Annotated in this window: 13 protein-coding genes; 2 read left to right on the top strand and 11 right to left on the bottom strand. The window is 50.1% G+C overall.

Going from position 1 to position 25,496, the window contains the following annotated elements:
- Positions 1 to 411 precede the first annotated feature (411 nt).
- Positions 412 to 2,076 (top strand): hypothetical protein, encoded by a 1,665-nt coding sequence (locus tag ACN0YH_RS05375; RefSeq protein ID WP_417378532.1) that lies wholly within the window; start codon positions 412 to 414, stop codon positions 2,074 to 2,076.
- A gap of 121 nt (positions 2,077 to 2,197) precedes the next feature.
- On the opposite strand, the gene ACN0YH_RS05370 is transcribed toward ACN0YH_RS05375, so the two are convergent.
- From ACN0YH_RS05370 to ACN0YH_RS05350, 5 genes are all read right to left on the bottom strand, one after another.
- Positions 2,198 to 4,621: a YfhO family protein gene (locus ACN0YH_RS05370; protein WP_417378531.1), complete on the bottom strand. Its 2,424-nt coding sequence runs from the start codon at positions 4,619 to 4,621 to the stop codon at positions 2,198 to 2,200.
- Between the two features lie 292 nt (positions 4,622 to 4,913).
- On the bottom strand, positions 4,914 to 5,762 hold the full coding sequence (locus ACN0YH_RS05365) for a carbon-nitrogen hydrolase family protein (protein WP_417378530.1): 849 nt from the start codon (positions 5,760 to 5,762) through the stop codon (positions 4,914 to 4,916).
- A 113-nt stretch (positions 5,763 to 5,875) separates the two neighbouring features.
- Entirely contained in the window at positions 5,876 to 6,595 is a 720-nt protein-coding gene (locus ACN0YH_RS05360) for a metal-dependent hydrolase (RefSeq protein ID WP_417378529.1), read from the bottom strand.
- Between the two features lie 786 nt (positions 6,596 to 7,381).
- Complete coding sequence (locus ACN0YH_RS05355; protein ID WP_417378528.1) at positions 7,382 to 8,185, bottom strand: inositol monophosphatase family protein; 804 nt, start codon at positions 8,183 to 8,185, stop codon at positions 7,382 to 7,384.
- 74 nt (positions 8,186 to 8,259) lie between these two features.
- Entirely contained in the window at positions 8,260 to 9,504 is a 1,245-nt protein-coding gene (locus tag ACN0YH_RS05350; protein WP_417378527.1) for a lactate racemase domain-containing protein, read from the bottom strand.
- Positions 9,505 to 9,992: 488 nt separating this feature from the next.
- Here ACN0YH_RS05350 and ACN0YH_RS05345 point away from each other — a divergent pair, with 488 nt between their 5' ends.
- The gene (locus ACN0YH_RS05345; protein WP_417378526.1) at positions 9,993 to 13,325 is read left to right on the top strand and encodes an SNF2-related protein; all 3,333 of its coding nucleotides are present in this window, start codon (positions 9,993 to 9,995) and stop codon (positions 13,323 to 13,325) included.
- 31 nt (positions 13,326 to 13,356) lie between these two features.
- Here ACN0YH_RS05345 and ACN0YH_RS05340 read toward each other — a convergent pair whose 3' ends face one another.
- The 6 genes from ACN0YH_RS05340 to ACN0YH_RS05315 all read right to left on the bottom strand — a co-directional run bounded on the left by ACN0YH_RS05340 (position 13,357) and on the right by ACN0YH_RS05315 (position 25,349).
- Positions 13,357 to 16,938 carry a hypothetical protein gene (locus ACN0YH_RS05340; protein ID WP_417378525.1) on the bottom strand — a complete coding sequence of 1,194 codons (3,582 nt, stop codon included), beginning with the start codon at positions 16,936 to 16,938 and terminating at the stop codon, positions 13,357 to 13,359.
- A 162-nt stretch (positions 16,939 to 17,100) separates the two neighbouring features.
- Entirely contained in the window at positions 17,101 to 19,380 is a 2,280-nt protein-coding gene (locus tag ACN0YH_RS05335; RefSeq protein ID WP_417378524.1) for a glutamine amidotransferase, read from the bottom strand.
- Between the two features lie 46 nt (positions 19,381 to 19,426).
- Positions 19,427 to 21,916 (bottom strand): BatA domain-containing protein, encoded by a 2,490-nt coding sequence (locus ACN0YH_RS05330; protein WP_417378523.1) that lies wholly within the window; start codon positions 21,914 to 21,916, stop codon positions 19,427 to 19,429.
- Between the two features lie 82 nt (positions 21,917 to 21,998).
- Positions 21,999 to 22,586: a hypothetical protein gene (locus tag ACN0YH_RS05325; protein ID WP_417378522.1), complete on the bottom strand. Its 588-nt coding sequence runs from the start codon at positions 22,584 to 22,586 to the stop codon at positions 21,999 to 22,001.
- Positions 22,587 to 23,091: 505 nt separating this feature from the next.
- Positions 23,092 to 24,372, bottom strand: coding sequence for a dihydroorotase (locus ACN0YH_RS05320; RefSeq protein ID WP_417378521.1), 1,281 nt, complete (start codon positions 24,370 to 24,372; stop codon positions 23,092 to 23,094).
- Positions 24,369 to 25,349, bottom strand: coding sequence for an aspartate carbamoyltransferase catalytic subunit (locus ACN0YH_RS05315; RefSeq protein ID WP_145224526.1), 981 nt, complete (start codon positions 25,347 to 25,349; stop codon positions 24,369 to 24,371). The genes ACN0YH_RS05320 and ACN0YH_RS05315 overlap by 4 nt, the downstream gene beginning before the upstream one ends.
- Positions 25,350 to 25,496: the final 147 nt, after the last annotated feature.

Genomic DNA, 25,496 nt, shown 5'->3' with positions numbered 1-25,496 from the left:
CGATCGGTGACCAATTCCTGTATTCAACTTCGATTCGTTCTAAGAGATTTCCTGGATTCACGTTATCGCATTTTATTTTTAGAAGACAGAAGTCGTTAAATAGAAAAAATCGGAGATAGAACGGTTATGCGATCCTGAAACAATCAGGATATCAGTGCAACCGGGATAACTCCGCAGGTTTCCTCATGAAATCATTGAAAATATCTCAATTCGAAAGTATGCATTTTACCTGTACTGCTTATTCTGTCTATAGTGTTGGTTTGGGATAGTTCAGTTTAAGTTGGTTAAGTGTATATACGTGGAGTTAATGTGGTGGGGGATCAGTCATTCAATCGGGGCACCATCTTTACGGGAGTGTCTGCGCTGTCCTTTCTCGCTTTGTTGATATTGTGTATACCATTGTTTATCAGGATGCCGCTTGCCACTGATGTCGTATTTTACGATTTGCAGGCTGAGACAGTCCTCAATGGCGGAACGATGTATCAAGACATATTCGAGACGAATATGCCTGGCATTATCTGGGTGCACATGTTGATCCGTCCGCTCATTGGAATGAGTTCCGATGCGATTCGTATTGTCGACTTACTGGTCTTCAGTAGCAGTGTGCTACTGCTTATGTTCTGGAATCGCCGGAATCAGATCTCCGTTTCCGCCATGCTCTGGATCGGAATCACTCTGTTTGCGTTCTATTTTTCGCTTTCGGAGTGGTGTCACTTCCAGCGGGATACACTCATTCTTTTCCCGGCTTTGGCTGCTCTCTGGTTGCGGCGGAAGCAGGTCGATCGACTGCTGGAAAGTCAACAGCATGAATCCGGGATTTCCTTGTCTGCAGTCTGGGGGTGGGCCTTTCTGGAAGGTTTGTGCTGGGCGACCGCATTCTGGATTAAGCCGTTCGTGGCGGTACCGGCTCTGTGCGTCTGGTTCGGTTCCCTCTTCTTAATCAGGCAGCCTCGAAAACTACTGGTTGATTTTTCTGGTTTACTGCTGGGGGGATTATTTCTGGGAGCAGTCGGCATCATCTGGTTGTGGCAGACAGGCGCCTGGATTTGGTTTTACGATACATTTACCGAATGGAATCCGGAGTATGTGAAAGCACGCACAGCAGGCTGGAGTACGTTGCGCTTTGCCCAGTTTCTGTTCCGGTTTTATCCCTGGTTTCTGCTACAGTTGATTGCGGTTCCGTTGGCTTTATCAACTGTCTGGCGGTCCGGCAAAACAGGGAAACAAAATAAAACAACGCTTGAATCAGGGGAACGCGACTCACTGTTACTATCATTGATGTACCTGGGATGGCTTTTTCAGTCTTATGCTTTTCAGCATCTGTTTGACTACGTGCACCCCCCTACTCATCTAATGGCAATTGTGCTGATTGGTGCCTATCTGGCAAAGCGAATACAAAAACAGTCTCTGAATCTGGCCTGGAAAACAGGGATTGCCTTGTTTGCCATCATGGCCGTTCTCTCGTTTCCCAATTTCAAGCCTGATCGAGTTCGGCTCTGGCAGACTTGTGTCTTCAATTCCAGTGATTTGCATCTCAAGGCAAAACTGGCTTTGATGGTTCAGGTTGACTGGGAAGATCTGATTGCTGTACGCGATTTTTTAGAAACTCAAAATTTGAAAGATCACGAGCTGCATTGCTACAACACGACTCTGGTTTACCTGTATCCGGAGCTTTCTGTTGCTCCTGCGACCCGGTACGTCTTTTTCGATTCGACCCTGATATTTTGCCCCAGTCATCGCGGAGAAATTCTGGAGTCGATCCATGCCAGCCCGCAGAAATTTATTGTCACCGATCTGCTGGAGAGCGGGTTTGACCGTAAAACTGCCTTGGAAAAATCCCAGGATTCAAAGGCGTTAACGCCCCCGGCGTATCCGGTCAGCCTGAAAGGCGCTTATCCCTGGTCTCAACCGGTTGTCTTTCGAGCAGGACGCTATCTGGTTCATCAGGCAAAACGTCCCCTGGGTGATTTTTTCGGGAGAGGGTTTATTCCTACAGAAGAGCAGGTTCAGGCAATTGCCCGACGGCAGAAATTACAGAGAGAAAAAAGAGAATCTGCATCCGCTCCTGGAAATTGAAAGTTTGGTTCAAGGATCAGCAACAGTGAAAAGATGGTGTCCCATTTTACCGTAGCGTCTTCAAGGCTGTCTGGATCGTGTCTCTTCGTGTCGAGAGAAACGGTTTTTGATTGTGATGCGCTTACGCTATCTGTTTGCGGTCTGACTTGCGAAATGCACCCAGCAGTTGAATCAGTAATAGTACAAGCGTCGTTACGGAGATGATTCGTCCAATCTGAAAGCCGGGCGGCAGGTAAGACAGTTTAACCTGATGTTCGCCTGCGGGGAGAGGAACTGCACGCAATGAGTAATCAGCGGGCAGGACAGGTAATTCCTGATTGTCGATACGTGCGGTCCAACCGGGATAATGGATGTCAGATAGAATCAGGTATCCAGGAGAAGTCAGACTGGCTTCGATCGTCAACTGATTGGGAGTTGCATGGCTGATAGTTGCTGCAGAAAAAGGCTGGCGTTCTCCCCGAGGCAGGACATCCTGTTGCAACAACACCTCATTACGTGGCTGGAGCTTTGCGATCGTTGCTACAATTTTCTGACTCGGTTGATTCGAGTTGAACAGTTCAGCGTTTCCTGTGACATACGCTCTGGGCAGAGGGGCCAGGTTTTCCAGAATCAGGTAGGGCAACTGCTGAGGTACTGTGTTCTGTAAGTGAAATTCTTCAGGGATTTTACCCTGTCCGATGATTTTCCAGCCTTCGATTTCCTGCTTCTCGTCTGTCTGTAGAATTGCATATTTGATGCTCATCAGATCCAGCAGCGGCTTTCTGGCAGTTAAGAGATCGGGTGATTTGAAGCCCGCCATCATTGCGGCGGCATCCGGTTGTGGAAACGCAGCAGCTGCCAGCAGTCCGGTTCGTACAAGCGGAACCGGCTCGTATCCCTGGACTTTCATGATTTGATGCTGCCAGGCTTCGCGGTCGCTGAGCAGTTTCTGGTTTACCAGCACACGATGTTCACCCAGATTGGCCTTGAGAAACGTCAGCAGTGGTGTTTCACCCCGGAATGAGTTTTGAGGAACAGTCCGCAGGATCTGATGTGAATGGGTGCCAAGTTCCCAGCTACAAACCAGGCAGAGGAGTAATGTCCCCCCGATCGCAGTTTTTCGAGAAAAACTGGCCAGTAAAAGCGCAATCGCACCTGTTGTGAGGGCCGCAAATAACCAGATCAGTTGCAATTGAAAAGTCTGTTCTGTTCCCATGTTGAACGCGATGACGCCTTGGGACCTGAGCAACTGGTAGGCCATTCCCGCGAGAGCAGCGACAAAGATGACTCCCAGTATGAGTCGATATGTTTTCTTGCGTTGACTCTCAGACAACTGGATTAGAGACTCGCATCCAAAGCCGGCCAGGATGGAGATTGCCAGCGTACACAGCCAGAGCAGACGTACGGGCAGTCGAAACATGGAAAACCCGGGGATCAGTTTATAGCACAGTGTATAGAACGGGAGATGCGGCCCAAAGGCGAGCAGTAATGCAGCCAGGCCGATCAGCGTGAGACGGATTACATTACGATTTCGGCAGAACACTCCCGTTCCCAGCAGCGCCAGCAGTAACGGCAGGCAGCCAAACGAACAGACGGCTTCCCAGTAAAACAACCCGGGGCCCTGGTACTGATCGGGGCGGCCCCAGACAAAGGGATCGATCAACTGCAGAAGGCTGTATGTGTTCAGGCTTCCCTTGTATAAGGCAGCCATATCAATGCCACTGGAGCGAACCGCCTGCTTGGTATAGATAAAAACGGGGATCAGATCAATCGCAACCAGTCCTGCCACCAACAGGCTGACTAAAATCCAGCCTTTGAATCTGCTGCCGGGACTACTCGTCGTGAGTTGATTTTCAGAGCCGCTTTCTACCTGCTCCTGGGGACTGGGCTGACGTTTCTGCAGGAAGTGATCCAGCAGGCATTCAATCGTCAGTGAAACACTCAGGAACAACAACAGATAATACAGTTCCTGCACATGGCCACAGAAAAAGGAGAGTGAGATCAGAATCGCCAGGAGAGGAACCGCTTTTCTGCTACCTTCCCGCAGGAGTTCATAGCCGTACAGGATCCAGGGGAACCAGGCGATTTGTGTGACCGAGGTGAAATGCCCTTCTCCTGTTTTTGCTACAAAATAGGGAGCCGCGAGAAAGACGATTCCGGACAGGAGTGCGCTGAAAAAGCTCAGCTTATATTTCCGCGCCAGTAGATAGGCACCCAGGCCGGCCCACCAGTGATGCAGCACCAGTGACCAGCTGATGGCATTCACGGCATTTATAAAAAAGAACAGCCAGTTACCCGGGTAAAACAGTGATGACTGCGGCGTTCCCAGCCAGGGCATGCCGAGGAGCGAATACGGGTTCCAGTAAGGTAGCTGCTGAAACTGCTCCCAACAGTTTTTCTGATAGCTTTTGAAGGCAATAAACTGACTGGTGGTGTCGTTATACCCCTGGTTCTGGATCCCGACCAGCACGTTATCTGGATGGCTAAGGAGGGTTTGAAAACAGACTCCCGTAACCACCAGCAGGACCAATGCAGCGATCAGATTTTGAAACAGTCTGGATTTCATGCGTTACGTTTCATTTCAGCCAGCTGCGTAGAAACCAGCAGAAAGATAATGGTGTTGTAAAGAATCCGATACATTGCAGGGCAAAACGATTGCGAACAGAAACAGTTTCCTCAACGGGAAGGTCGTTTCTGGAATTAAGTTCGTTAATTGAGTACCTGTCGCTGGTAAGCATCAGCAGCATATTTAAGAGCATAGATTGTGCCAACCGAAACAAGGCATGGGATAATTCAGCCAGTTTCAGTCCCGCTGCCAGTCAACCAATGCCAGTCTGCCAGTTGCATCCGGGGCAGGCTCAGTCACGATTCGGTGGTTGCAGCCCATGCGGCTCTGTGATTTTTCCGTACAGTTCGGGACGTCGATCTGCCAGGCGGTGAATCACATGTTTATCGGGGACACGGTCGACCCGTTTATTGCGAGCCCGGGCTGGTTCAATGGTTGCGTAGAGAATTTCCGCATCCGTTCCCTGTGAACAGGCTAACGTCTCTCCAGCCGTGCCTGTGATGCGGCTCTTGCCGATAAACTCAAACCCACGTTCCTCCCCGATACGGTTGATGGCACAGTAATAGATTCCGTTTTCCATCGATCGTGTATTGATGGCATGCTCGGCAACGTGTTCCGCGCCAGTGGGCCAGTTCGTGGGCAGGACGATCAGGTCGGCACCCTCGATCGTCATGATACGCGAGGATTCGGGGAACGCACTGTCGTAACAGATGTTGAGGCCTATGTTCGCTTCGGGATGTGCATGAACTGCGAATGCGCGGTCACCGGGTATCGCGAAGCGGTCGACTCCCAGGTAGGGCAAATGGATTTTGCGATAGCTGCCCAGCACCCCCTGTGGTGTAATCAGAACTGCCGCGTTATAGACGCCCTGCTCTGCCCGCTCCAGCATCCCGATGACGACAGAGTGATTCCATTCGCGACAGACTTTCTGCAGTCTGTCGGTGGTGGGGCCCGGAATGGATTCCGCGTATGGCAGGGCTTCTTCGAGGCTGGCAAAACAATATCCGGTCAGCGCACATTCGGGAAATACGGTGAGGCTGGCACCTGCAGCAGCGGTCTCTTTGATTTTCTCGATGATATGGCTGAGATTTCCCTCTTTGTCCATCAGAGAAACATCCATTTGAACGCCGGCGATTTTCATTGAGTGCAGTCCTCAGTATTCTGAATGATTGAAGATTCCATTCCAGGATAGAATACTGATTATAGGGGCCTGCGATGCATGTTTCCATTGTGACTGTTCAAAGAACAGTTGGATCAGAGGCGTTCTGTTGTTCTGAAGGGAGAGGCCTGCTGGACCGGTGCATCGATATTTTCTATCGGGGCAGCCTGCTGAGGTGGAATCAGGACACCTGAATCTACAAGGGAGATATAGGTCATGGTCAGCAGAATCGCATAGGCGACTGCATTGCCGAACAGACCTTTCCCGAACCATTTGAGGGCGCTGCCTGAGGACTTCTTCAGTCGAATGGTCACCCCCCTGCGTTCCACGCTGTAGACTTCATCCAGAACCAGGTGTGATAGAAAACCGAGTGAAATCCCGCCGGCCATCAGAAATTTGACGGAATACGAATCGCTGAAATAGGCCAGAAAGACGGTTTCCCCTGTGATGATCAGTGCCGGGATGCTGTGGAACATGCCGCGATGTACGGCAAATTTACTGAGGATAGAAGCAGCACCGTAACGCACAGCGGCATAAGTGACGACTGCCATCAGAATTGCGTTGTCCGGATCGGCTCCTTTGTGAATCATACAGCGCATGGCGACAAAGGAAGCGACGGCCGCGGTGAGGGAGAACAGCTCTTTGATGGGACGGCCAGTCTCGGAATCCAGGTCAGGCAGCATGCCACCAACCCAGGTCAGTACGCCGGCCAGGATGCCTTGTGTGGGAGTGAAGCCCATGAACAGACTGGCGATGGTACCGTAGCCGATCCCCAGTAAGCCGCTGACGCTGATATGTTCCTTGTAACCGGCCATCGTATTCTTCCCTGAATGTTGCGGTATTATTCCGGAATGTTTGAAGCTAAGTCCTTGCAGAGACAATCGTAGCAAACTTGGTGGGAATCGATCAATGGGAGTTCAAATCACTGGTTTTGAGGGGGAGATCCGCTCCCGGAACCTCGTCTGGTGCGGGTTATTCATCTGGGTGGGTTCTGATGAGATCGAGTAAAATCAAGAGGGTAGAGCTTCGGTAGGCAGTCAGACTGGTTGCTGACGGGGGGAGCCTGCGCAGCGTATCCACAGGGGGACAGAAGCATGACTGTAAGAACTCATTTCAAGTATTTCAGGATGAATTTTAATGACAGTATTTTCAACTTACGTGATGAGGGACTATTTTGGGGAGTGGCACGAGTGAGTCAAGAGGATGTGAACAACATCGGGTGGCGATATTTGTCGACAAAGGGACGATCTGGTGCGAATCCGGGGCGGTTCTGTAGTGAAGGCCTGCGATGTGCGGCGACCCGCAGGCATACATTGGTAACTGGTTCGGTTTCAGGCAGTGCAAATCTGGAAAAAACTGGGTCAATTGTAGTGAAGAGTCGGAACAAGTGTCGCGTGTTTCAGTGCACTGTAAACTGGCCACGCGCGCGACTCACTTTGGCGCTTATCATGTTTCGCGGCGCAGCGGTGTCAAGTCGAATTTTTTCAGTCTGTCTTGCTGAATTCTGTAGGGACATTCAGCGCAGGTTGATACGTTCCGAAACTGCAGAAAGCATGGAATTCACACTCGTTTATATACAGAACAGCGACGAAGCGGGCCGTTTACTGAGCGATGATCTGCAGAACTTCGTCTTTCAGCGCTGCATTCACTGCCATGCCATTTCCCGTATAGATAGAGGGGTTGCCGTCGAAATCGATCCAGTGTCCGCCTGCTTCTTCCAGGATAGGCAGCAAGGCAGCTGCATCCCAGGGGCTGAGGACCGGATCGACCATGACTTCCGCGCGACCCGTGGCGACCAGCATGTGACCGTAACAGTCTCCCCAGCCGCGAGCGAGGTAGGAGTTACGGCAGAGGTATTCGTACGACTTCTGTTTGCCAATGGTTTCCCAGCGGGTCATGGTGGTGGTACAGAAGACCGCTTCGGAGAGTTGAGATTTATCAGAGACGTAAGCTCGTCGTGGTTCCTGGTCACGAATTTTCCACCAGGCGCCTTCGCCTTTGATGGCATAGACGACTTCGTTCAGCGCGGGGAATCGACAGACTCCCAGAACCAGCTTCCCATTTTCTTCCAGTCCCATGAGGGTTCCAAACAGGGGGACTCCCTGTGTGAACGGTTTGGTGCCATCAATGGGATCGAGAATCCATTTGAACTCATTTGTCCCTTCAACGGGAGGCAGTTCTTCACCCATAATACTGTCTTCGGGAAACGCCATGGTGATTTCTTCCCGCAGGATTTCTTCTGCGCCGCGATCGGCGATCGTCACGGGAGAGTCATCGGATTTTCGATCGACCTTCAGGTCGGGAGACTGGTAATATTGCATAATAAGCTCGCTGGCTTTTTCAGACGCCGCCAAGGCCAGTTCCAGTCGTGCTTTTAACTCAAATTTCTCAGAATGTGTATTCATGGTTTTGTTTCGAATATTTCTTGAGTGTTTATGGTTGTCGATCGATTGAAAAATTAGTGCCGCTAGTTTCTGGTCTATTCCTCTTCGAGGCGGTAGAGGTGCTCCCCTGCTTTTCTGACAAGCAGAATGCCTTCCTCTTCCCGGTTCGCGAATGCTTCGATATCGATAGTGTCAGGATCTCTGTAGCCGAGATTGATTTTCTCACACAATTCGGGAGGAATCTGTGATGCCAGCGTGACACGAACCCGCGGACGTTCCACACCGTTTTCGAATGTGCCCGTCCCACGAACATGTGTCGAGTGTGCCAGGATACCCCAGGGGAAATCTTTAAACTGTTCCCATTGATTTGTGAAATAGTCCCGGACATGATAGCCGACCTCTTCAATCAGCTTGCCATGTGTGATTGAGATTTCTTTCATATGGGGAGCATAAATGATGAGTTCGCCATCGTCTGCCACCACTGGTTCCAGTTTATACATACATTTTCCAGCGACCCAGAGTTCGTCGTACATCAATGGTGCACAGGACAAAACCTGTTTGAACGGCTTCGGCATGCGTTTAATATGAATCTGGCCAGACAGATCAGCCGCGGATTCCCAGGCGGATTCCGGGGAACCGTAAAACAGGCCATATAATGAGCTGTCTGGGGCCACGACAAAGGTGATGCAGCGTTTTTCGTTGGGAATCATCGCTGCAGACTGGTTGACCACTTCGCGTACGGGGGTCTGTTTAACGCCGATAATCCCGACATTGGTGATTAAGGCACCCAGCCAATGGAAGAAGTTCAAAAGGTCCGGTCCGGAGATTCCAGGGAAAAAGTACTTGCTGCCTCCAGAAAAGCCCACGACTTCATGAGGAAAGACGGGCCCCATGACCTGCAGGATATCATAGTCTTTAATGCGTGCATTTATGGTGACCGGGACATCCATTTCCAGGAGCCCTGCAGAGATTAAAGAAGTCTGCTCTTTCGTGAGTGTCCCGATTTGTGTAAGCTTGTCAGGTTGGTCCCATTCATGGTTGTAAAGTCCTACATCCTTGTATTCCGACTGCCTGGCTGACTCGGAGATACCCAACAGGCGGCAGATATCTATTTCCGGCATGGGAGGATGCGTGCCGAGCGCAACGAGGACGTCGATCCGTTTTGCTACCGGACTGAGAATTCGATGGAATGTCGAAAACAACAGGGGTAACGGCGCTGTGCGGGTCGCATCGGGAACGATCAGCAGGATACTCTTGTTTCGATAGTCTTCAACCGGAAGATTGGATTCAAACCACTGAATGACTTCCTGGTCTGTAAGAGTTTGATGGAGATTTTCCATAGTCGCAAATTGCTTTCAGGTAAGCTTAGACTTCATGCTTGCAGTTCTGAGCCGGACTGGTGGTGAAAACAGATACTATAAATTATTTTTCAAAAAAGTGAATCGACTCAGCAGGCTGTGGGAGTCGTATATCACACTTTTTAGAGCTGGACCAGTCTCAAGGGACCGAAGTTAGCAGACTCTTTGAGATAACGGAATGTTCACATTGTTTTTTCGCGGAAGTCAAAAATTCAGAAGAAAACCCGCTATAATGACTGGTCAAAAGCAACGGTGATCTAGTAACCTCGTAAGATGCGCTCTGAATGGGGTTTGAGGGTTATAAGGCCCGGTTCTTCAACAGACTTTTTTGAGAGCCGCGCGATTAAAAATGTATGTGTTCCGACCGATACTAGCGTTGGTCCAGGTTCAATTCAGGACTGACTTATGAAAATAACTGGGAGTGTCTCAAGAATGCGAAACGCGTTTTGGGATCAGGCAGGAGGCCGTCCATGACGTTGGCAGAATTGCTGGAAAATCAATTTCGTGCCGATATTCGATTTCGTGGTGCAGCGTATATTGAAGCGGAACGGGTGGAATTGACCCGGATTACCGCCGATCATATTTTTGCTGTGGTACGGGATGGTGTCGAGTACCAGACCCAACTCACACGCGATGATGGCAATCTGAAGACGTATTGCACTTGTGACCAGTTTCAGAAGTTCAACGTCTGCAAACATCTTTGGGCCGCCATTCTGGCTGTGGATGACGCGGGCTATCTGGCCGGTGCGGTCAAACCGGGTTACATTCCGCCGTTTATCATTGAGAATGCGCCACTTTCCTTTGATGACGAGATGGATGATTTTGAATTTTCGATGCCCGATGACTTTGAAATGGGTGGCGGACGTTCCCGAAAAACCAAATCAGGTGCCAGCACGAGCCCCTCGACAGCAGTCTCTTCCAAACCGCGTCTGCGTGACTGGGAAGCCCGACTGGTCGAACTCAAGAATGAGTTTGCCCTCACGCCAGTGCTTTCGAAAACCACGCAGCAGGAACGAGAGATCTTCTATGAAATCGACATTGAAGAAAGCCTCGAATCGGGGCAACTGGTAGTTCAGACTTCACAGCGCCAGCGACGTGCCAACGGGCAATGGGGCAAACTGAAACCGCTGAAACTGAAAGCGGGGCAACTGCAGGAAGTCGAACATGAGGATGATCGACGGATTCTGGCCTATCTGTCAGGGGGAACACCTGAACGGACAAACTGGCGGGCACAACAGACGGAAACTCAGGTCGCTGCGTTTCGTTATCGTATTCCCTATGAATTGTGTGAACTGATCCTGCCATTAATGTGTGGTACGGGACATGTACGCTATTTGAACCGTCAGCCCGACGATGTTGATTCCCTGAAATGGGATGGGGAACATACCTGGGAATTCTGCATGGGTGTGGAACGGGACCGAAAAAATTCCAACTGGAAACTACACGGTCATCTGAAACGGGACGATGAAGTTCTACAGATCTCCTCTGCGCGACTGATCGTTGCGGGCGGGCTCGTATTGACCCATGATAAAATTACCCCCCTGGAAGACTATGACGCGTTTCCCTGGATCAAAATGATTCAGCTGAATGAAACGATCGAAGTGGAAGACGGCGAGCAGCAGGAACTGGTAGATCGCCTGTTGGATATGCCGGTACTGCCTCGACTGGAACTTCCTGAAGAACTGCATCTGGAAGAGGTTACTTGTGATCCCCAGCCGGAACTGCTGATTCATTCGCCGCAGAAAAAACGCTGGCAGCAGGATCGCCTGTATGGTGAAATTCACTTCAACTATCTGGATCACCTGGTATCCGGCTCAAGCACCCAATGGGCGATTGTAGACCGGGGAGAAAAACGCTGTATTCTCCGCAATCGGGAGAAGGAATCGAAAGCCTGGACACTGCTGCAGGACAGCGGGTTTCGGAGACTGCTTGACCGGAGGATCCAGGGACGGGATGTTGAGATCTCTGCCCGTGACCTGGGAGGAGCGGTTCGTGAACTGATTAAAGAGGGTTGGGCCGTTCGCGCCGATGGCAAACAGGTACATCAACCAGCGAATATGATGTTCAAAGTGGAGTCCGGTATTGACTGGTTCGAACTGCACGCGGATATTGACTTTGAAGGTCAAACAGTGCGTTTCCCCGAGTTACTGTCTGCGTTAGCGCGGGGTGATTCTTCGATTCGACTTGATGATGGATCTCTGGGGATTCTGCCGGAAGAGTGGATCGAACAATATGGGATTCTGGCCGGGATTGCTGTGACTGATGAAGATCATTTGCGGTTTGCACCCAACCAGGTGGCACTGCTGGATGCCCTGCTCAATTCTCAGGAATATGTCGAGACCGATACCAAGTTTGATGAAATTCGCGAAAAGCTTCGTTCGTTTTCGGGAATTGCCATTGATAAAGAGCCAGATGGATTTAAGGGAGATTTGCGTAAATATCAGCTGGAAGGCCTGGGCTGGTTGCAGTTCCTGCAGGACTTCCATTTTGGTGGCTGTCTGGCTGATGACATGGGGTTAGGGAAAACCGTTCAACTCCTGGCACTGTTGCTGCGACGGAAAAGGGCGCGGGACGAGCATCTTCCCTCGCTGGCTGTCGTACCGAAATCACTCATGTTCAACTGGATGCAGGAAGCATCCAAGTTCACGCCTGAGCTCAAAGTGATCGAGTACGCAGGCGGCGATCGCAGTAAGCTGATTGAGCAGTTAACCGATTATGATCTGGTGCTGACGACTTATGGTACGATGCGGCGTGACATTACCCAGTTTAAAGATATTCAGTTTGATTACGCCGTGCTGGATGAAGCCCAGATGATTAAGAACTCTGGTTCACAGGTAGCCAAGGCTTCACGGCTGATTCAGGCTCGACATCGTCTTGCACTCAGTGGTACTCCTGTCGAAAACCACCTGGGAGATCTCTGGTCGATCTTTGAGTTCCTGAATCCCGGAATGCTGGGACGCAGCTCTGTCTTTAAAACCTATACAAACGACATTGAAGATAAAAATGCCCGTGTTCTGCTGGGCAATGCATTACGCCCCTTCATTCTGAGAAGGACGAAAGAACAGGTTGCCAACGAACTGCCTGAAAAAGTCGAGCAAACCTTGTATTGTGATATGGGTAAAGAACAGACCAACCTGTATGACGAACTGAGACAGCACTATCGAGATTCCATCCTGGGAATGGTCGAAACCAAAGGACTGGGCAAGACGAAAATCCACGTACTCGAAGCCCTTCTGCGTCTGCGACAGGCTGCCTGTCACCCTGCCCTGCTGGATCGCGGGCGGGCTCTGGATGCCTCAGCAAAAATGGATGTACTGATACCGCATCTGGAAGAGCTGATCGAAGAAGGTCATAAAGCACTCGTCTTCTCACAATTTACCAGTATGCTGTCAATTGTGCAGGAACATCTGGATCAGAAGAATATTGTCTATGAATATCTGGATGGACAGACGCGTGACCGCAAGGAGCGTGTGGAACGGTTCCAGGCTGACAAAGACTGTGGCGTGTTCCTGATCAGTTTGAAAGCGGGAGGCTTGGGGTTGAACCTGACTGCCGCCGACTATGTGTTCATTCTGGATCCGTGGTGGAACCCCGCTGTGGAAACACAGGCGATCGACCGGGCGCATCGGGTCGGCCAGACCAAACGCGTGTTTGCCTACAAGCTGATCTGCCGCAATACGGTCGAAGAGAAAATTACCGAGTTGCAGCAGCAGAAGCGGGAACTGGCAGATGCGATCCTGGAAGAAAACCAGAGTGTCCTCAAGAACCTTTCCAGCGACGATTTGGAATTACTGCTCTCATAAACGGGAGACCGTTTATACAGTCGGTTGTGGTTTACTTGTCTGAGGCTTTCTTCTCAGCTAAACCACGCGTAAAGGCTTCGTAGGCTTCCCGATATTCTTCGGGGACTGGCAGGCGTCGAGGGCCAATACTGTCGGTGTTCTGTTTTCTGGTACTGGTGCGTTCGCGCTGTGCGGCTCGTTTCGCAGGTTTGAGTGATTTTAACATCTCCTCGAACTGACGTTTGCGGGCCAGTGATTCAGGAGACTGTAATTCCTGTTCGGGAGTCTGCAACTGCTTCTGTAATCGCTCAGAAAACTGCTGCATCTCTTCTTTGGTCCAACCCAGTTCCTTGAGCAGTTCCTGATTAACCTCTTTTCGTTTCAGTTCATCTTTTATTCGTTTCAGGACCAGATTGGCTGCTTCTTTTCCGTATTCCAGGTTGGCATCTTCCTCCTCAGGCAAGCCGGGAGGGGAGCTGTTTCCGGAATCCTGATCATCGGTTGCTGCAGACTGACCTCCCTTGGTAGAGCCACTGCCTTGCGGGTCACCCCCACGCTGACCGGAACTGGAACCCGCACTCTGGCCTCCTTTTGACTTGGACTGTCCTTTCCCTGCTGAACCACTTTCTTTCCCGCCGGGCTGACTACCACCTTTTTTACCAGACTTACTTTCTCCCGATTTGTTCTGACCGGATTTGTTTTGGCTCGGTTGGTTCTGGCCTGAAGATTTCTCATCAGATTTGCTATCCGAATCCGGCTTATTCATCGACTGTTTAGAATCAGCCGGTTGTTTCTGAGAGCTCTGTTCCTGATTCCCTTTCTGTCCGGTGGAATCACCTTTGCCCGGTTGCTGGCTCCCCTTCTGTCCCTGGTCATTTTGTGAGCTATTGCCTTTTTCGCCATTCTGTGGTTGTTTTGATTTCTGATCTGTGGGACGGCCTTTATCTTGTGGAGGTTCATTGGAACCATCGGGTTGATCTGGTTTCTGTTTGGAATCAGGATTGGTTGAAGGTTGCTGTTTATCGGAAGGAGATGGGTTCTGGTCTGATTTTTCCGGTTTTCTCATTCCCTGCTGTGGATTTGATTCTGAAGGATTGCCAGGTTTTTCGGTTTTTGAATCAGGGGTGTCCGAAGCCGACTTTTTAGAGGAATTGCTGGCGGGACTATCTTTTTGTCCCGGACGAGTGGCAGGTTTTTGATTTGGATCTCGTTCTACAGCTTGATCGGTTTTACGGGGATCCGCGTCAGGATCGTGGTTTGGAGTTGCTTTTCCTTTGGGATCTCCATTCGATTTCGTCTTCATCGCATCGTCTGAGGGGGCCGCCTGTTCTTTTTTGCCATTGGGAGCAGGACCGGATTGGGATGGTTTCTGTTTACTGCTGGGATCATTGTCCGGTTTATCTGCCTTGTCCGAAGACTGCGGATTGGAACTCTTTTCAGGTGAATCCTGAGGAGTGCCTTCTGATCCTTTCCCTGCATCAGAGGAGGGATTGTTTTTTTCACTGGAGGAGCCGGCTGATTTCTGGTCCTGCATCTGAGGATCATTTTCCGATTTTCCAGGCTCTTGCTTTTGAGAGTCAGATGGTTTCTGTTCGGAACCGGGGTCTGGTTTCTGGCCCTCTTTTTTCAGTTGTTCCAGAATGCGTTTCATCGCTTCCTGATCGTCAGCGCCATCGCTGTCCAGTTCCTGTTTCTCGCCTGGTTTCTTCGGATTCTGACCAGCGCCCGGATCATCTGAATTTTGAGGATCATTTGATTCGGACTGGGGGGAATTCTTTTTGCCTGACTTTTGACCGTTTTTCTCCTGCTGATTTTCGTCACCGGGTTTAGTTTCATCACCAGGCATCCCGTCTTCTTTTTTGTCTGGATCTGGCTGGTCGGGTGATTTCTGATCGGTTTTGTCCGATTTGTTCTCCATCGGCTCCGATTTGTTTTTCTGAATGGAGTCAGAGTTTGGATTCTGTGGAGCTTCCTTCTGTTTTTGCTCTTCGAGCTGTTTCTGAGCCTCTTCTTTTGAGACAGGCTCTGTGATTTCAATCTTGATTTTCGGTGTGTTCTGGCGATTACCAGACGGGTGTTTGTTATCACGGGCTTCGACCCAGAAATAAATCGTTTCGCCAGGGGATAATCGCAGTGGTCCCAGTTCGAAATCGTGATTGAGTCCGACACTCTTTTCAGCGCCTTCAAAGAGGGTTTTGTCCAGAATCCGGATCTGCTGTTTATCGACTCTCAGATTCAGATAACGGATCTTGAAATCCGGATCTTCTGCAATCACGGAGATGGGAACGATGCCGTTGGCGGGCATCTTCAGGTCCTGTTTTGGTGTCAGTAAGCTGATTTCAGGGGACTGATCCGCGCGGATCATCAAGGGATTGACAGTAGGCGAAAGCGTGGTCTGTCCTGCTTCATTACGGCATTTGATCTGATAAAACCTGGGAAATGATCCATCTGCACGCAGTTTCAGTTTCCAGGAAGCAGTAATCGAATTCTTGTTGATCTTTTCTTCGACTCTGAATTCTTCCAGCAATGAATTGGAATCTTCTTCGTCAGAAAAGAGAACTTCAAATGAAGAAATCGGCATATTCGTCGTGGCATCGACGGTGATTTTCGTTCCTTCCCAGGCATCAATGGCTCCGCCTGGCTGTTCGACGTCTGCCAGCTCCATGTATTTGGGATAATCATATCGGACCGAGTGTACTGTCGCAGAAGGTGGCTGTATGACTTTGACCCGAAATTCTTCAGAAGTCGCGTCTCCCGCCTGGACATGGTAGGTTAATTCCTGGCGAATGCCCCGGCCGTTGATCCCGACAATCATGCCTTGGTACCGTTTCAGAGTTTCATCCATTGCGCGAAGTTTGACAGGCTCGTCCACGCGGCCTTCATCGCTGGATGAGTAATAAAGTGTTACGGTTTCCGGAACTTCTCCCCGCAGGTCAACAATGACTTCCAGCTGGCTTCCCGACAGGACTTCGGTATTACCCGGTGTGACGGAGTTGATCTGGGTCTGGGTAGCGAACTCTCGTTGAGGCGAAAAGGAAATGGCAGCTGAAATGGATGGCCAGATTTCTTTTGGTGAGAAGAGTGCATAAAAACACAACAGCGCCACGACGAACAGCAGAATATAAGAGAGTCTCATGAGCGGACGCCGATCAACGGCCTGCTCGGTATCGGTTTGAGAAAGGGTCAGTGCAGCGCGTTTTTCCAGGGAGTTGATGATTTCCGGATTGACGTCACGGTGGGAGTTTTTCAGATCAATCAGGTTGAGCAGAGAGCCTTCCATCTCAGCAGACGTCTGTTCCAGGGCATGCGCAGAATAGAGGTGCGTGACTTTTTTGAAATAGGGTAAAACTAGCTTCCAGACTGCCCAGCCCAGGCAGGCTATAAAAACTCCTGCCAGCATCAACAGTCGAGCGGTATGGCCAAATCCTCCTTTAATGATCCAGTGATCAAACAGGACAAACACTAGCAGGTAGCCCAGAAAGATGGCGGAGATTCCTACAGTGGTTGTCAGCAGATCATTGGCTTTGATATTGGATCCGGTTTTCGAGACCTGATAATCCACATATTCATCAAACTTGGCATACTGGCCAGATCGCTGTTCGGTCGTCTGCTTCGGATTGGATGCCGTTGACATGGAAAGCCTGTGCCTGAATCAGATTTGAATTAGTAATGAATTCGCTTATACCTATTATAGAATGATCGACGTCGGTGATGGTATGAATGTTCCTGAAATTTTAGTCAGAATCTATTTTCCCTGATTTTTTGCCTGCTGATTGGACATTGTCTGTAAAGGCCGTCAAACCAGACCTTTATGCTTCCGAAAGAACCATTCGGTGGTGAGCAGGAATATAAAACACAGCAGGAAATACCAGTTGTCCCACAGGGACACGCGGCGGTATCGTGTCAGGTCATTATTCCACAAATTCTCTTTGTTCATGAGCATCAGGAAGCTTTCCAGTTCCTCAGGTGGCAAGGATCTGCCCCCAGAGAGTGACGCGATGGATTCCAGTAGAGAGTAGTCAGCGGCAGGGTTGTCCAGTTCCAGATCACGCGGATCGACGATAAATCGGGTTGTCGCGTCGAAGCCGAGTGAGTTTCCGTTTTTCTCGGCACGGACAGTGACCCAGTAGTCACCGGGTTCCTGGGTTTGTGAAAATGTGGTTGTTGATGTTCCAGCGGCCCCCTGCAGTTCCGTTTTACTGGTTTTTCCGGAAGGGCCTGTGACCTGCACCGTGAATTGAACATCTGAAACAGGTTTTCCTTTGTCGTCCCGGGCTCCAAACTGAATGGGGACCTGGCTGCCTGGAGGGACATTCCGGGGTTCAACACGTGCCCAGATGCTCTGGTCGGAATCATTTTCCTTGTGGGCTAGCCAGAGAATGATTTGTCTCCAGAACCGTTCATGTTCCCTGCGATTCCCGGTTAGAAACCATTGAAAAGTCGTATCGCCGGCGAATGCCATGACACGTGCATTTCCCACATCAGACGCAAACAGCAGCGGGATGGATTCATTTCCAGCAGATTCTGCCAGGACCTGGACGGTTTCAAACTTTTTCTTGAGACGATTGGCTCCCTTGAGTGGGGCCAGTGAGTTCCATTTTTGCTGATTTCCGGCACGTGAACTATCCAACTGCATCACAAACTGTTGCAGTCCCAGTGAAGTCGGTACCATTTTCAAATCTTCAAGATAGTGTAGATCTTTCGCGATGCCATTTCCGGCCTGTTTTTCGCTGGCACGCATGACAACAGGGATCAAGTTTTCCAGGGGGGTGTCTGCGTATCCACCAGGGCCAAAACTATGGTATCCACCTGTCATCAGCAGACCTGCGCCCTGATCAACGCGATCTGCAATTTTTCGGAGGATGGTAGGCCCGAGAATGTCGGCAGGAACATCTCCGATTATAAATACATCGTAGCGGGAGAGATCTTTGAGATCCGCATTGAGTGGTTTCCTGCTGCCGGAAAATCCTTTGCCAACTGGAATATAATCCAGCTGTATTTTGGGGTCGTTCATGGAACGGATAAATTTCTGCTCAGGTCGCAGAGAGTCAAAATAAACGACCTGCAGCCCCCCTTTCTGGACAGTGACAATTGTTTCCAACCGATTGTTTGTCTGTTTGATTTCACCATCCAAAGGAACGGCTTCTACCGCGATTTTATATTCGCCGGGAATTTCCGGAGTCCAGAAGAGCTCAACCGTGCTCAGTTCATTGTTCTGGGTCGGATGGATCTGGGTCACAACGCGGGAGTTACTGTAAGCTGTTGCTGGCACCATTTTCCCCGCCTCTCCTTTTTTGATGCCGGTACGGTCTTCGACCAAGAGACGTACGGTGATGTCGCGATTCGCTGCTCCCAGGCTGCGGACTTTGACACTGATGGGGGTGTTTTTTTTCTCAAATACCAGCGGGTCAATGACCAGGCTCTCCATAACCAGATCCAGTGTCGTATCCTCTAGACTGGAAGAGCCAAATCCAATTGTATAGATGGGAATGCCCGTGTCACCGAAGTAGCTTGCCTGTGTTTTGGCGTCGACGTCGTAGGGAGGCAGCGCCCGTTCGGCTCCATCGGAAAGCAGCAGGATTCCCACCAGTCGATCCTGCTGTAATTGACTGGATATCATTTCCAATGCATAGCCGATCGCCGTCTGCTCTCCAGCAGCTTCCTCTGAAAAAGTCTCAACGGGAACCAGTTCGCTGGAGAAATCAAAACGTCGGATACCGATATTTTCGTCAAGATTATCGAGTGATGGTTTGACGGTTTGAAGCGTTTTCAATAATTCATTGCGGCGAGTCGTGCTGCCAGGACTATCTTCTGTCTGCATGCTGCGGCTGGCATCTGCGACGATGTATAGCCACGACTGCTGCTTCGTCTGATCACTGAATTCAATGGAGGGACGCAGCAGCATCAATACCAGCAGCAACACTGTTGTCAGCCGTAATCCAATCAGCAGTCGACGGATTCCTGGTGAGAAATGCCTGACACGTTTCGGATATGTTGTTAGAACCAGTGTGATCAACCCGATGATCAGCAGGATCAACGTTGGCCAGGACCAGATTGGTTCAAATATCGGTTGCATGATATGTTTGTAAAATCAATAGAGTAGAACAGAGTCAGGCTCAAATTCAGGAAGTCGCCTCGGCTGCCTGGTCGATTTCATAGAAAAAGTTTGCAGTAAAATGTTCGAGACAGAACAGCAGCAGCAACAGGGTTGCCAGTAAGGGGAATACTTCCACACCAAGTCTTCCGGTTCGAATTATGCGTTGCAGGCCTTCCATGTCGTGGGTAATGCTGTAGCGATCGGCTCCCAGAAACTGATCAAGCTCGTTCTCAGAAATGGGAGTAAAGTTACTTTCTGCGGAATTGACATTCACACTGAATCCGCTGGTAGAACGGGTGCTGTTACTGGAATTGTCGATCAGCTGGTAATGGCCGACGGCGGTCGTTTCGGGGATCGTTACCTGTTGTGCTCCTGGTTTTACCTTGATCAACAGTTGCTTTAAATCAGGTGTCCTCAACAGAAATGTTTCGGGGGCTGTGGCAGACGCAGGCCATTGATAACGGGCAGTTTCACCAGCAAGATAATTCGCGCGATTCGATTGAGTGTGGATCAGGTAACGGGTTAACTGATCCGCGAAGGCCAGGTAAGACCAGCGCGCGTACAGAAGTTGACTCCAGCCTGCCGAATCGATGCCGGTTGTGAGTACAACGACTTTCCCCTGCCCCAGATTGCGTTCTACGAGTGCGGGGGAGTTTCTGGAGTCTGTATATGCGGCAATTACCTGTCCTCTGTCAGTCGGTTCTACTCGCCAGAAGCGAGAGACTTCCATTGTCGAAAGTTCTCCCGTCCCACCCAGTTCCTGAAAATATGTAAACAGAGAATGGGGATTATTTTCGAGATCCAGGAATTCCGGAGGGATAAATTTGAGAGATCCCAGTAATTCCAGGGGGAGTAATTTTTGTGCTGCCAGTGAATTGAAAGAGACGATCATCGATTCCGGAGCGTCTCCATCACTGCCTAAAATAAAACAGATTCCACCACCATTTTCCGCATACTCAGCACACAGTCGCCATGCTGTTGACGGGAGAGCGGTGACATTAATCAGATAGACGGCCGCAAATTGTTCCAGTGGCGTTGATTCCAGTTCATTAAGCGAAACCACTTTGCACTGGTAGCGATGTTTCTTTAATGCGACGAGTTTCTCCGGTGCCAATGCAGCATTCCAGAGTTGGGCTGAAGCGGGGTCCGGGCTGACAATGAGTATTTCGGGAGGTGGTTCCGCCAGAATTGTGAAATAGCGGACATCGTCTGGAAGGTAAGGGTCTGAAGAGGTCAGCCGGAGCTCGCCTTGGGTAATCTTCTGGCTTACATTGGCCAGACTCATTTCGAGTTGTGTTTCCTGATTTGATTTTGTTTCAGGCGCGGAACCTGGATTTGTCTCAGAGGTACCTGTGGTCGACAGGAGACGCTGATCTCGTTTGATTAACTGACCTTTTTCATTTTGAGTATAGAGTTCCAGCGTGGTATTCTCTGTGGTAATTCCAGAGGTCACGATTTCTGCTTTGACCGTCACTGAATTGCCCAGGGTGATCGCTTCGCGCGAGAGGTTGATGTGGGAGATCCCAATGTTTTTCGGGTTGGTAACCCCGACGTCGATCACATAAATCCCCAGCCATTTCAATCTTTCCAGCTGTTGCCTGATTGATTGTGATGGCTGACTTCTCCAGGCCGAACGAGCCAGGTCGGTATAAATATAAATTTCCCGGACAAATTGATCTGCGCCTGCTGACTGGGTTGCATCGGTTTGTTGCGTAGCTTGACCGCGTTTGAAATCTTCTTCCTGTCGATTGATGGCAGCGCGCAGACGGTCATCCAGAAACAGGGAGTAGGCAGATGTTTTAAGCGATTTGACTCTGGACTGGACTGCCGTCAAATCGGACTGAAAAGGGAAATTATCTTCACTGCTGCTATGCATGACAGAAACTCTGCTCTGTGCAGGCAGGTTACTTAAATGCTCGTCAGCAATATTTCTGGCCTGATCCAGTCGAGAGAGACTGTCCTGGCGATAATCCATGCTGAGGCTGGTGTCAAACAGGAAGATCGCAGTGACCGGAATGTTCTCGGCGACTGCAGGAAGGGGGTCCGAAATCTCTGCAAAGATGCGTCTCTGATAAGGCCACAAAACGAGTAGCGCCACCAGTAGAAAGGCCACTGCCCCGATCCCACCTCTTAAAAATGTGCGACGTGTATTCAGTGTCTGTTGAGAGATTCGTTGTTTCTGAAAGTGACGCATCAGACCCAGGTAGACGAGAATTGCGACTATGCTGATGATCATGAGCATGATCAGTTCATAGGTCGAAAAACCATAGTTGGCCGGTGGGAGTGAAGGTCTGGCCAGCGCGATGACAATCGCGGCAATTACCAGAATCCGCAGTAACAGCAGCCAGAAGTGACGAAGTTTGAGTCGTCGCGAATTCTGGATTTTTTTGCGTTGCAGGAGTGCCAGTGCGGGAAAGATCAGCTTCTTTGGTTTTGAACGGAGCAGAAAATGTAAAATCACCGGGATTATTGCCAGAACGATTCCAAGTAATAAACCGGGGTGAATGAGTGACATATATGAAAAATCTATTGGAGAGATTGAGTGGCGAATCAAACGGTGCTGTCGGGTATCCGCGATCTCGCATCTGATCTGCTGATTAGAAGTTTGCGCTTTCTGACGGGGCTTGAGATCGTGAATTAATGAAATCCACTGTTTCCAGGCTATAATCCATCTGTTCTTTGAGTTTTGATTCACGTGCAATATTCTGGGGGATCACCAGTAGGATCACAACCTGTCGTTTTCCTGATTCGGACAGGTAGATTTGAAACTGATACGGAACTCCGTCGATCGGCATCTCTGGTACAAATGTGCCCGCAGTAAAGGATTTGGGAGTTGAATATCCTTTTTCTTTGGGGAAACGCTCTGATTGAAAATCTTCGGTATTCAAAAACTGATCAAACGTGTTGGCGATTTGATTATTCACGTTGTTGAAAAAGTTGAGCGCCTCTTCAGTCTGTTTTTCCTTCAGCAGTGTATGATTACTGAGTACATACAGGTACGCGGGGCGCTCAACGCTTTCATTTTCGAGATCGACGGGAACTTCCACTCGCCAGGCACCTTCCAGTCCCGGCAACACCAGGTCTGCATAGTCGGGTTGCCGGGGATCAATCACTGGCGTAGGTTCCGGAGCCGGCGCTTCTGCTTCGTCAGATGCTGCAGCGACAGGAATTTTCGGGGCTTCCATCTGCTGAAACTCGAGGGGAACCCTCATCTTAATTGTTGGGGATGACCATACACCTGAGAGTGACTGATTTCGAGTATCCACGTAGGCAAAATATTGCGAAGTTTCATTCAGTCGTTTTTCATAGGTTTCTGTGCCACAACCATGAAACAGAGTTAACCCTGTCGACAGAAGTAGAAATTGGACAGTACCTCTGAAATACCTCAGATCAAACTTGAATAAAGTGTCCTGCATGATCAATTTCATGTCCCATCTTAAACTAATGGCTGTTAACTGTAGAAAACTGTCCTCAGCCTGAATGGCAGCGTGGCTCTCCCTGCTCTCCTGACAGGATTGTCCTATCCTGTAACGCCGGGTCCGTATCTGCTTTTCAACTTGAATACAGACACAGGGGTTCCAGAGCATGGTCGAATTGAAAGTCAAATGTCCCTTCTTGCCAATCAGTTACTGATATTGTTGATGATACGGGAGGGAACGTCAACTTCGATCATTTTGTGTACTGAAGTTTTTAATTTTCGGCCCGAAATCGGATTTCGCCGGAAACGATGACGACTTCTGCCCTGCCTTGCAGTTCTTTTCCGAGGAATGGGGTATTGTGACTGGATGATTTAAGCAGCGCGGGTTCCAGAATGTAACGAATATCCGGATTAATCAGGGTAATATCGGCGTCTACTCCCTCCGCCAGAGTTCCCTTCTCCAGCCCCAGTATTTGAGCAGGTCCCACAGTCAGTTTGCTGATCAATTCCGGCCAGGAAAGGTGTCCGGGGGTGATCAGGCTTTGCAGACAGACTGGCAGTAATGTCTCCAGGCCGATAATGCCGAAGTCGGCTCCCAGGATTTCATCGGTTTTCTTTTCCGCAGCGTGGGGGGTATGATCAGAGCAGATCGCGTCAATCGTGCCATCCTTCAAACCCTCGATTAAGGCGTCGATGTGTTCCTGAGAACGCAGTGGAGGCAGGACCTTGAAGTTCGGGTCATAATTCTCCAGCATCTGGTCGGTGAGTGTCAGATGGTGTGGTGTTACATCAGCAGTGACATGGATCCCGGTTGCTTTGGCGCGACGAATCTGGGAAACACTGTTCTGGGTGGAGATACACATCAGGTGAATCCGACCCTGGGTCAGTTCCGCCAGAGCGATGTCACGGTTGACCATGATTTCTTCAGCAGCGGCCGGGATGCCTTTGAGCCCCAGTACTGTCGAATGAAAGCCCTCATGCATTTGGCCCTTGTCAGTCAGTTCTGCGACTTGTGGGCGATTCAGAATCGGGCGGTCGAACATGCGTGTGTATTCCAGCGCACATCGCATGATTTGTGCATTATCAATCGGACGGTCCGCATCAGTAAAACCAACGGCTTTCCCTGCGACCAGCTGACCGATTTCCGCCAGTTCTTTCCCTTCCTGATTTTTGGTGATGGCGCCCAGAGGGTAGACATGACAGTTCGCTGCGCGTTCCGCCTGGAGCAGGATAAATTCAGCGGAAGAGCGATCGTCGACCACGGGCGATGTGTTAGGCAGGCATCCCAGTGAAGTCACACCGCCGGCTAATGCTGCAGCGGTTCCCGATTCAATCGTTTCGTCTTCTTCAAAGCCGGGTTCGCAGAGCGAGACATGAATGTCTATGAATCCCGGACTGACGATCAAGCCTGTGGCATCAATGATTTCGTCGGCAGTGACGGTGGCATCACACAGACCGGTAATCTTCCCGTTTTCAATTAACAGGTTTCCCAGCTGGTCCAGATCTTGTGAAGGGTCGATAATGCGACCATTTTTGATGAGAATCGATTTCATCCTGGTGTTCCCAAGGAGGCAGTTCGCTGTAGGTGAAGCAGGTAGAGACAGGCCATTCGAATGATCAGTCCATTGCTGACCTGACCCAGAATGATAGAGTGCGGACCATCGGCCACATCGGGGGTAATTTCCACACCCCGGTTGATGGGACCCGGAGCGAGGATCAGGACATTCTCTTTCGCTTTGTTAATACGCTGTTTATTCATTCCAAAGAGATGTGCATATTCCCGGATGGAGGGAAAGTAGTGTCCCCGCTGACGTTCGAACTGAATGCGCAACAGGTTCAGGCAGTCCGTTCGCGGGAGTACGTCATCCAGGTTACTGGAGACTTCCACCCCCAGTTTTGAGATTTCACTGGGAATCAAGGTGGTCGGACCACAGACAATCACGTGGGCCCCCAGTTTTTTCAGTCCCCAGATATTTGAACGAGCGACGCGGCTGTGCAGGATATCTCCGACCAGCGTGACTGTCAGCCCTTCAATTTTGCCGAAGTGTTCACGGATCGTAAAAATGTCGAGGAGAGCCTGGGTAGGGTGTTCGTGAGTCCCATCGCCTGCGTTGAGGATATTCGCATCCAGGTGTTGTGCCAGCAATTGCGGAGCACCGGGAGTTTTGTGCCTGACAACCACATAGGAAACGCCCATGGCTTCGATCGTTTTGGCAGTATCAACAAAGCTTTCGCCTTTGGAGAGACTGCTGCCGGAAGCCGAAAAATCGACGGTATCAGCACTGAGGCGTTTGGCTGCCAGTCCGAAGCTGATACGGGTTCGGGTTGATGGTTCAAAGAACAGATTGGCAACGACAGTCCCGGCCAGTGGTGTTAATTTGGTTTCTCCGATGGCAGCCAGTCGTTTAAATTCCGATGCCTGATTGAGAATGATATTCAGCTCATCCCGGGAGAGATCCTGCAGTCCTAAAATATGCTTGCGGTTCCATCCACTGGAGATGTCGGTTCGATACTCATGGTCGATATTCATAGTCGCATCAGATTAGATTAGGTGCGTATTCCAACCAAGATGACGTCAGATGCGTTCAGACCCCGATTGAAGGATGTTATCACAGGACTGGAAGAGATATTACCAATCCCCCCTGCTCCCTTCAAGGAGATCACGCGGAGAACTCTC

This window comes from Gimesia sp., from assembly GCF_048262075.1.
Lineage (GTDB): Bacteria > Planctomycetota > Planctomycetia > Planctomycetales > Planctomycetaceae > Gimesia.
This window is presented reverse-complemented; position numbering and strand designations above follow the sequence as displayed.

Bases quoted from the DNA above. Each gene is read 5' to 3' on its own strand.
- ACN0YH_RS05350 (WP_417378527.1), bottom strand. From the start codon at position 9,504: ATGGAAAATCTCCATCAAACTCTTACAGACCAGGAAGTCATTCAGTGG.
- ACN0YH_RS05315 (WP_145224526.1), bottom strand. From the start codon at position 25,349: ATGAATATCGACCATGAGTATCGAACCGACATCTCCAGTGGATGGAAC.
- ACN0YH_RS05375 (WP_417378532.1), top strand. From the start codon at position 412: ATGCCGCTTGCCACTGATGTCGTATTTTACGATTTGCAGGCTGAGACA.
- ACN0YH_RS05325 (WP_417378522.1), bottom strand. From the start codon at position 22,586: ATGGAAGCCCCGAAAATTCCTGTCGCTGCAGCATCTGACGAAGCAGAA.
- ACN0YH_RS05355 (WP_417378528.1), bottom strand. From the start codon at position 8,185: ATGAATACACATTCTGAGAAATTTGAGTTAAAAGCACGACTGGAACTG.
- ACN0YH_RS05335 (WP_417378524.1), bottom strand. From the start codon at position 19,380: ATGCAACCGATATTTGAACCAATCTGGTCCTGGCCAACGTTGATCCTG.
- ACN0YH_RS05370 (WP_417378531.1), bottom strand. From the start codon at position 4,621: ATGAAATCCAGACTGTTTCAAAATCTGATCGCTGCATTGGTCCTGCTG.
- ACN0YH_RS05360 (WP_417378529.1), bottom strand. From the start codon at position 6,595: ATGGCCGGTTACAAGGAACATATCAGCGTCAGCGGCTTACTGGGGATC.
- ACN0YH_RS05345 (WP_417378526.1), top strand. From the start codon at position 9,993: ATGACGTTGGCAGAATTGCTGGAAAATCAATTTCGTGCCGATATTCGA.
- ACN0YH_RS05365 (WP_417378530.1), bottom strand. From the start codon at position 5,762: ATGAAAATCGCCGGCGTTCAAATGGATGTTTCTCTGATGGACAAAGAG.
- ACN0YH_RS05340 (WP_417378525.1), bottom strand. From the start codon at position 16,938: ATGTCAACGGCATCCAATCCGAAGCAGACGACCGAACAGCGATCTGGC.
- ACN0YH_RS05330 (WP_417378523.1), bottom strand. From the start codon at position 21,916: ATGTCACTCATTCACCCCGGTTTATTACTTGGAATCGTTCTGGCAATA.
- ACN0YH_RS05320 (WP_417378521.1), bottom strand. From the start codon at position 24,372: ATGAAATCGATTCTCATCAAAAATGGTCGCATTATCGACCCTTCACAA.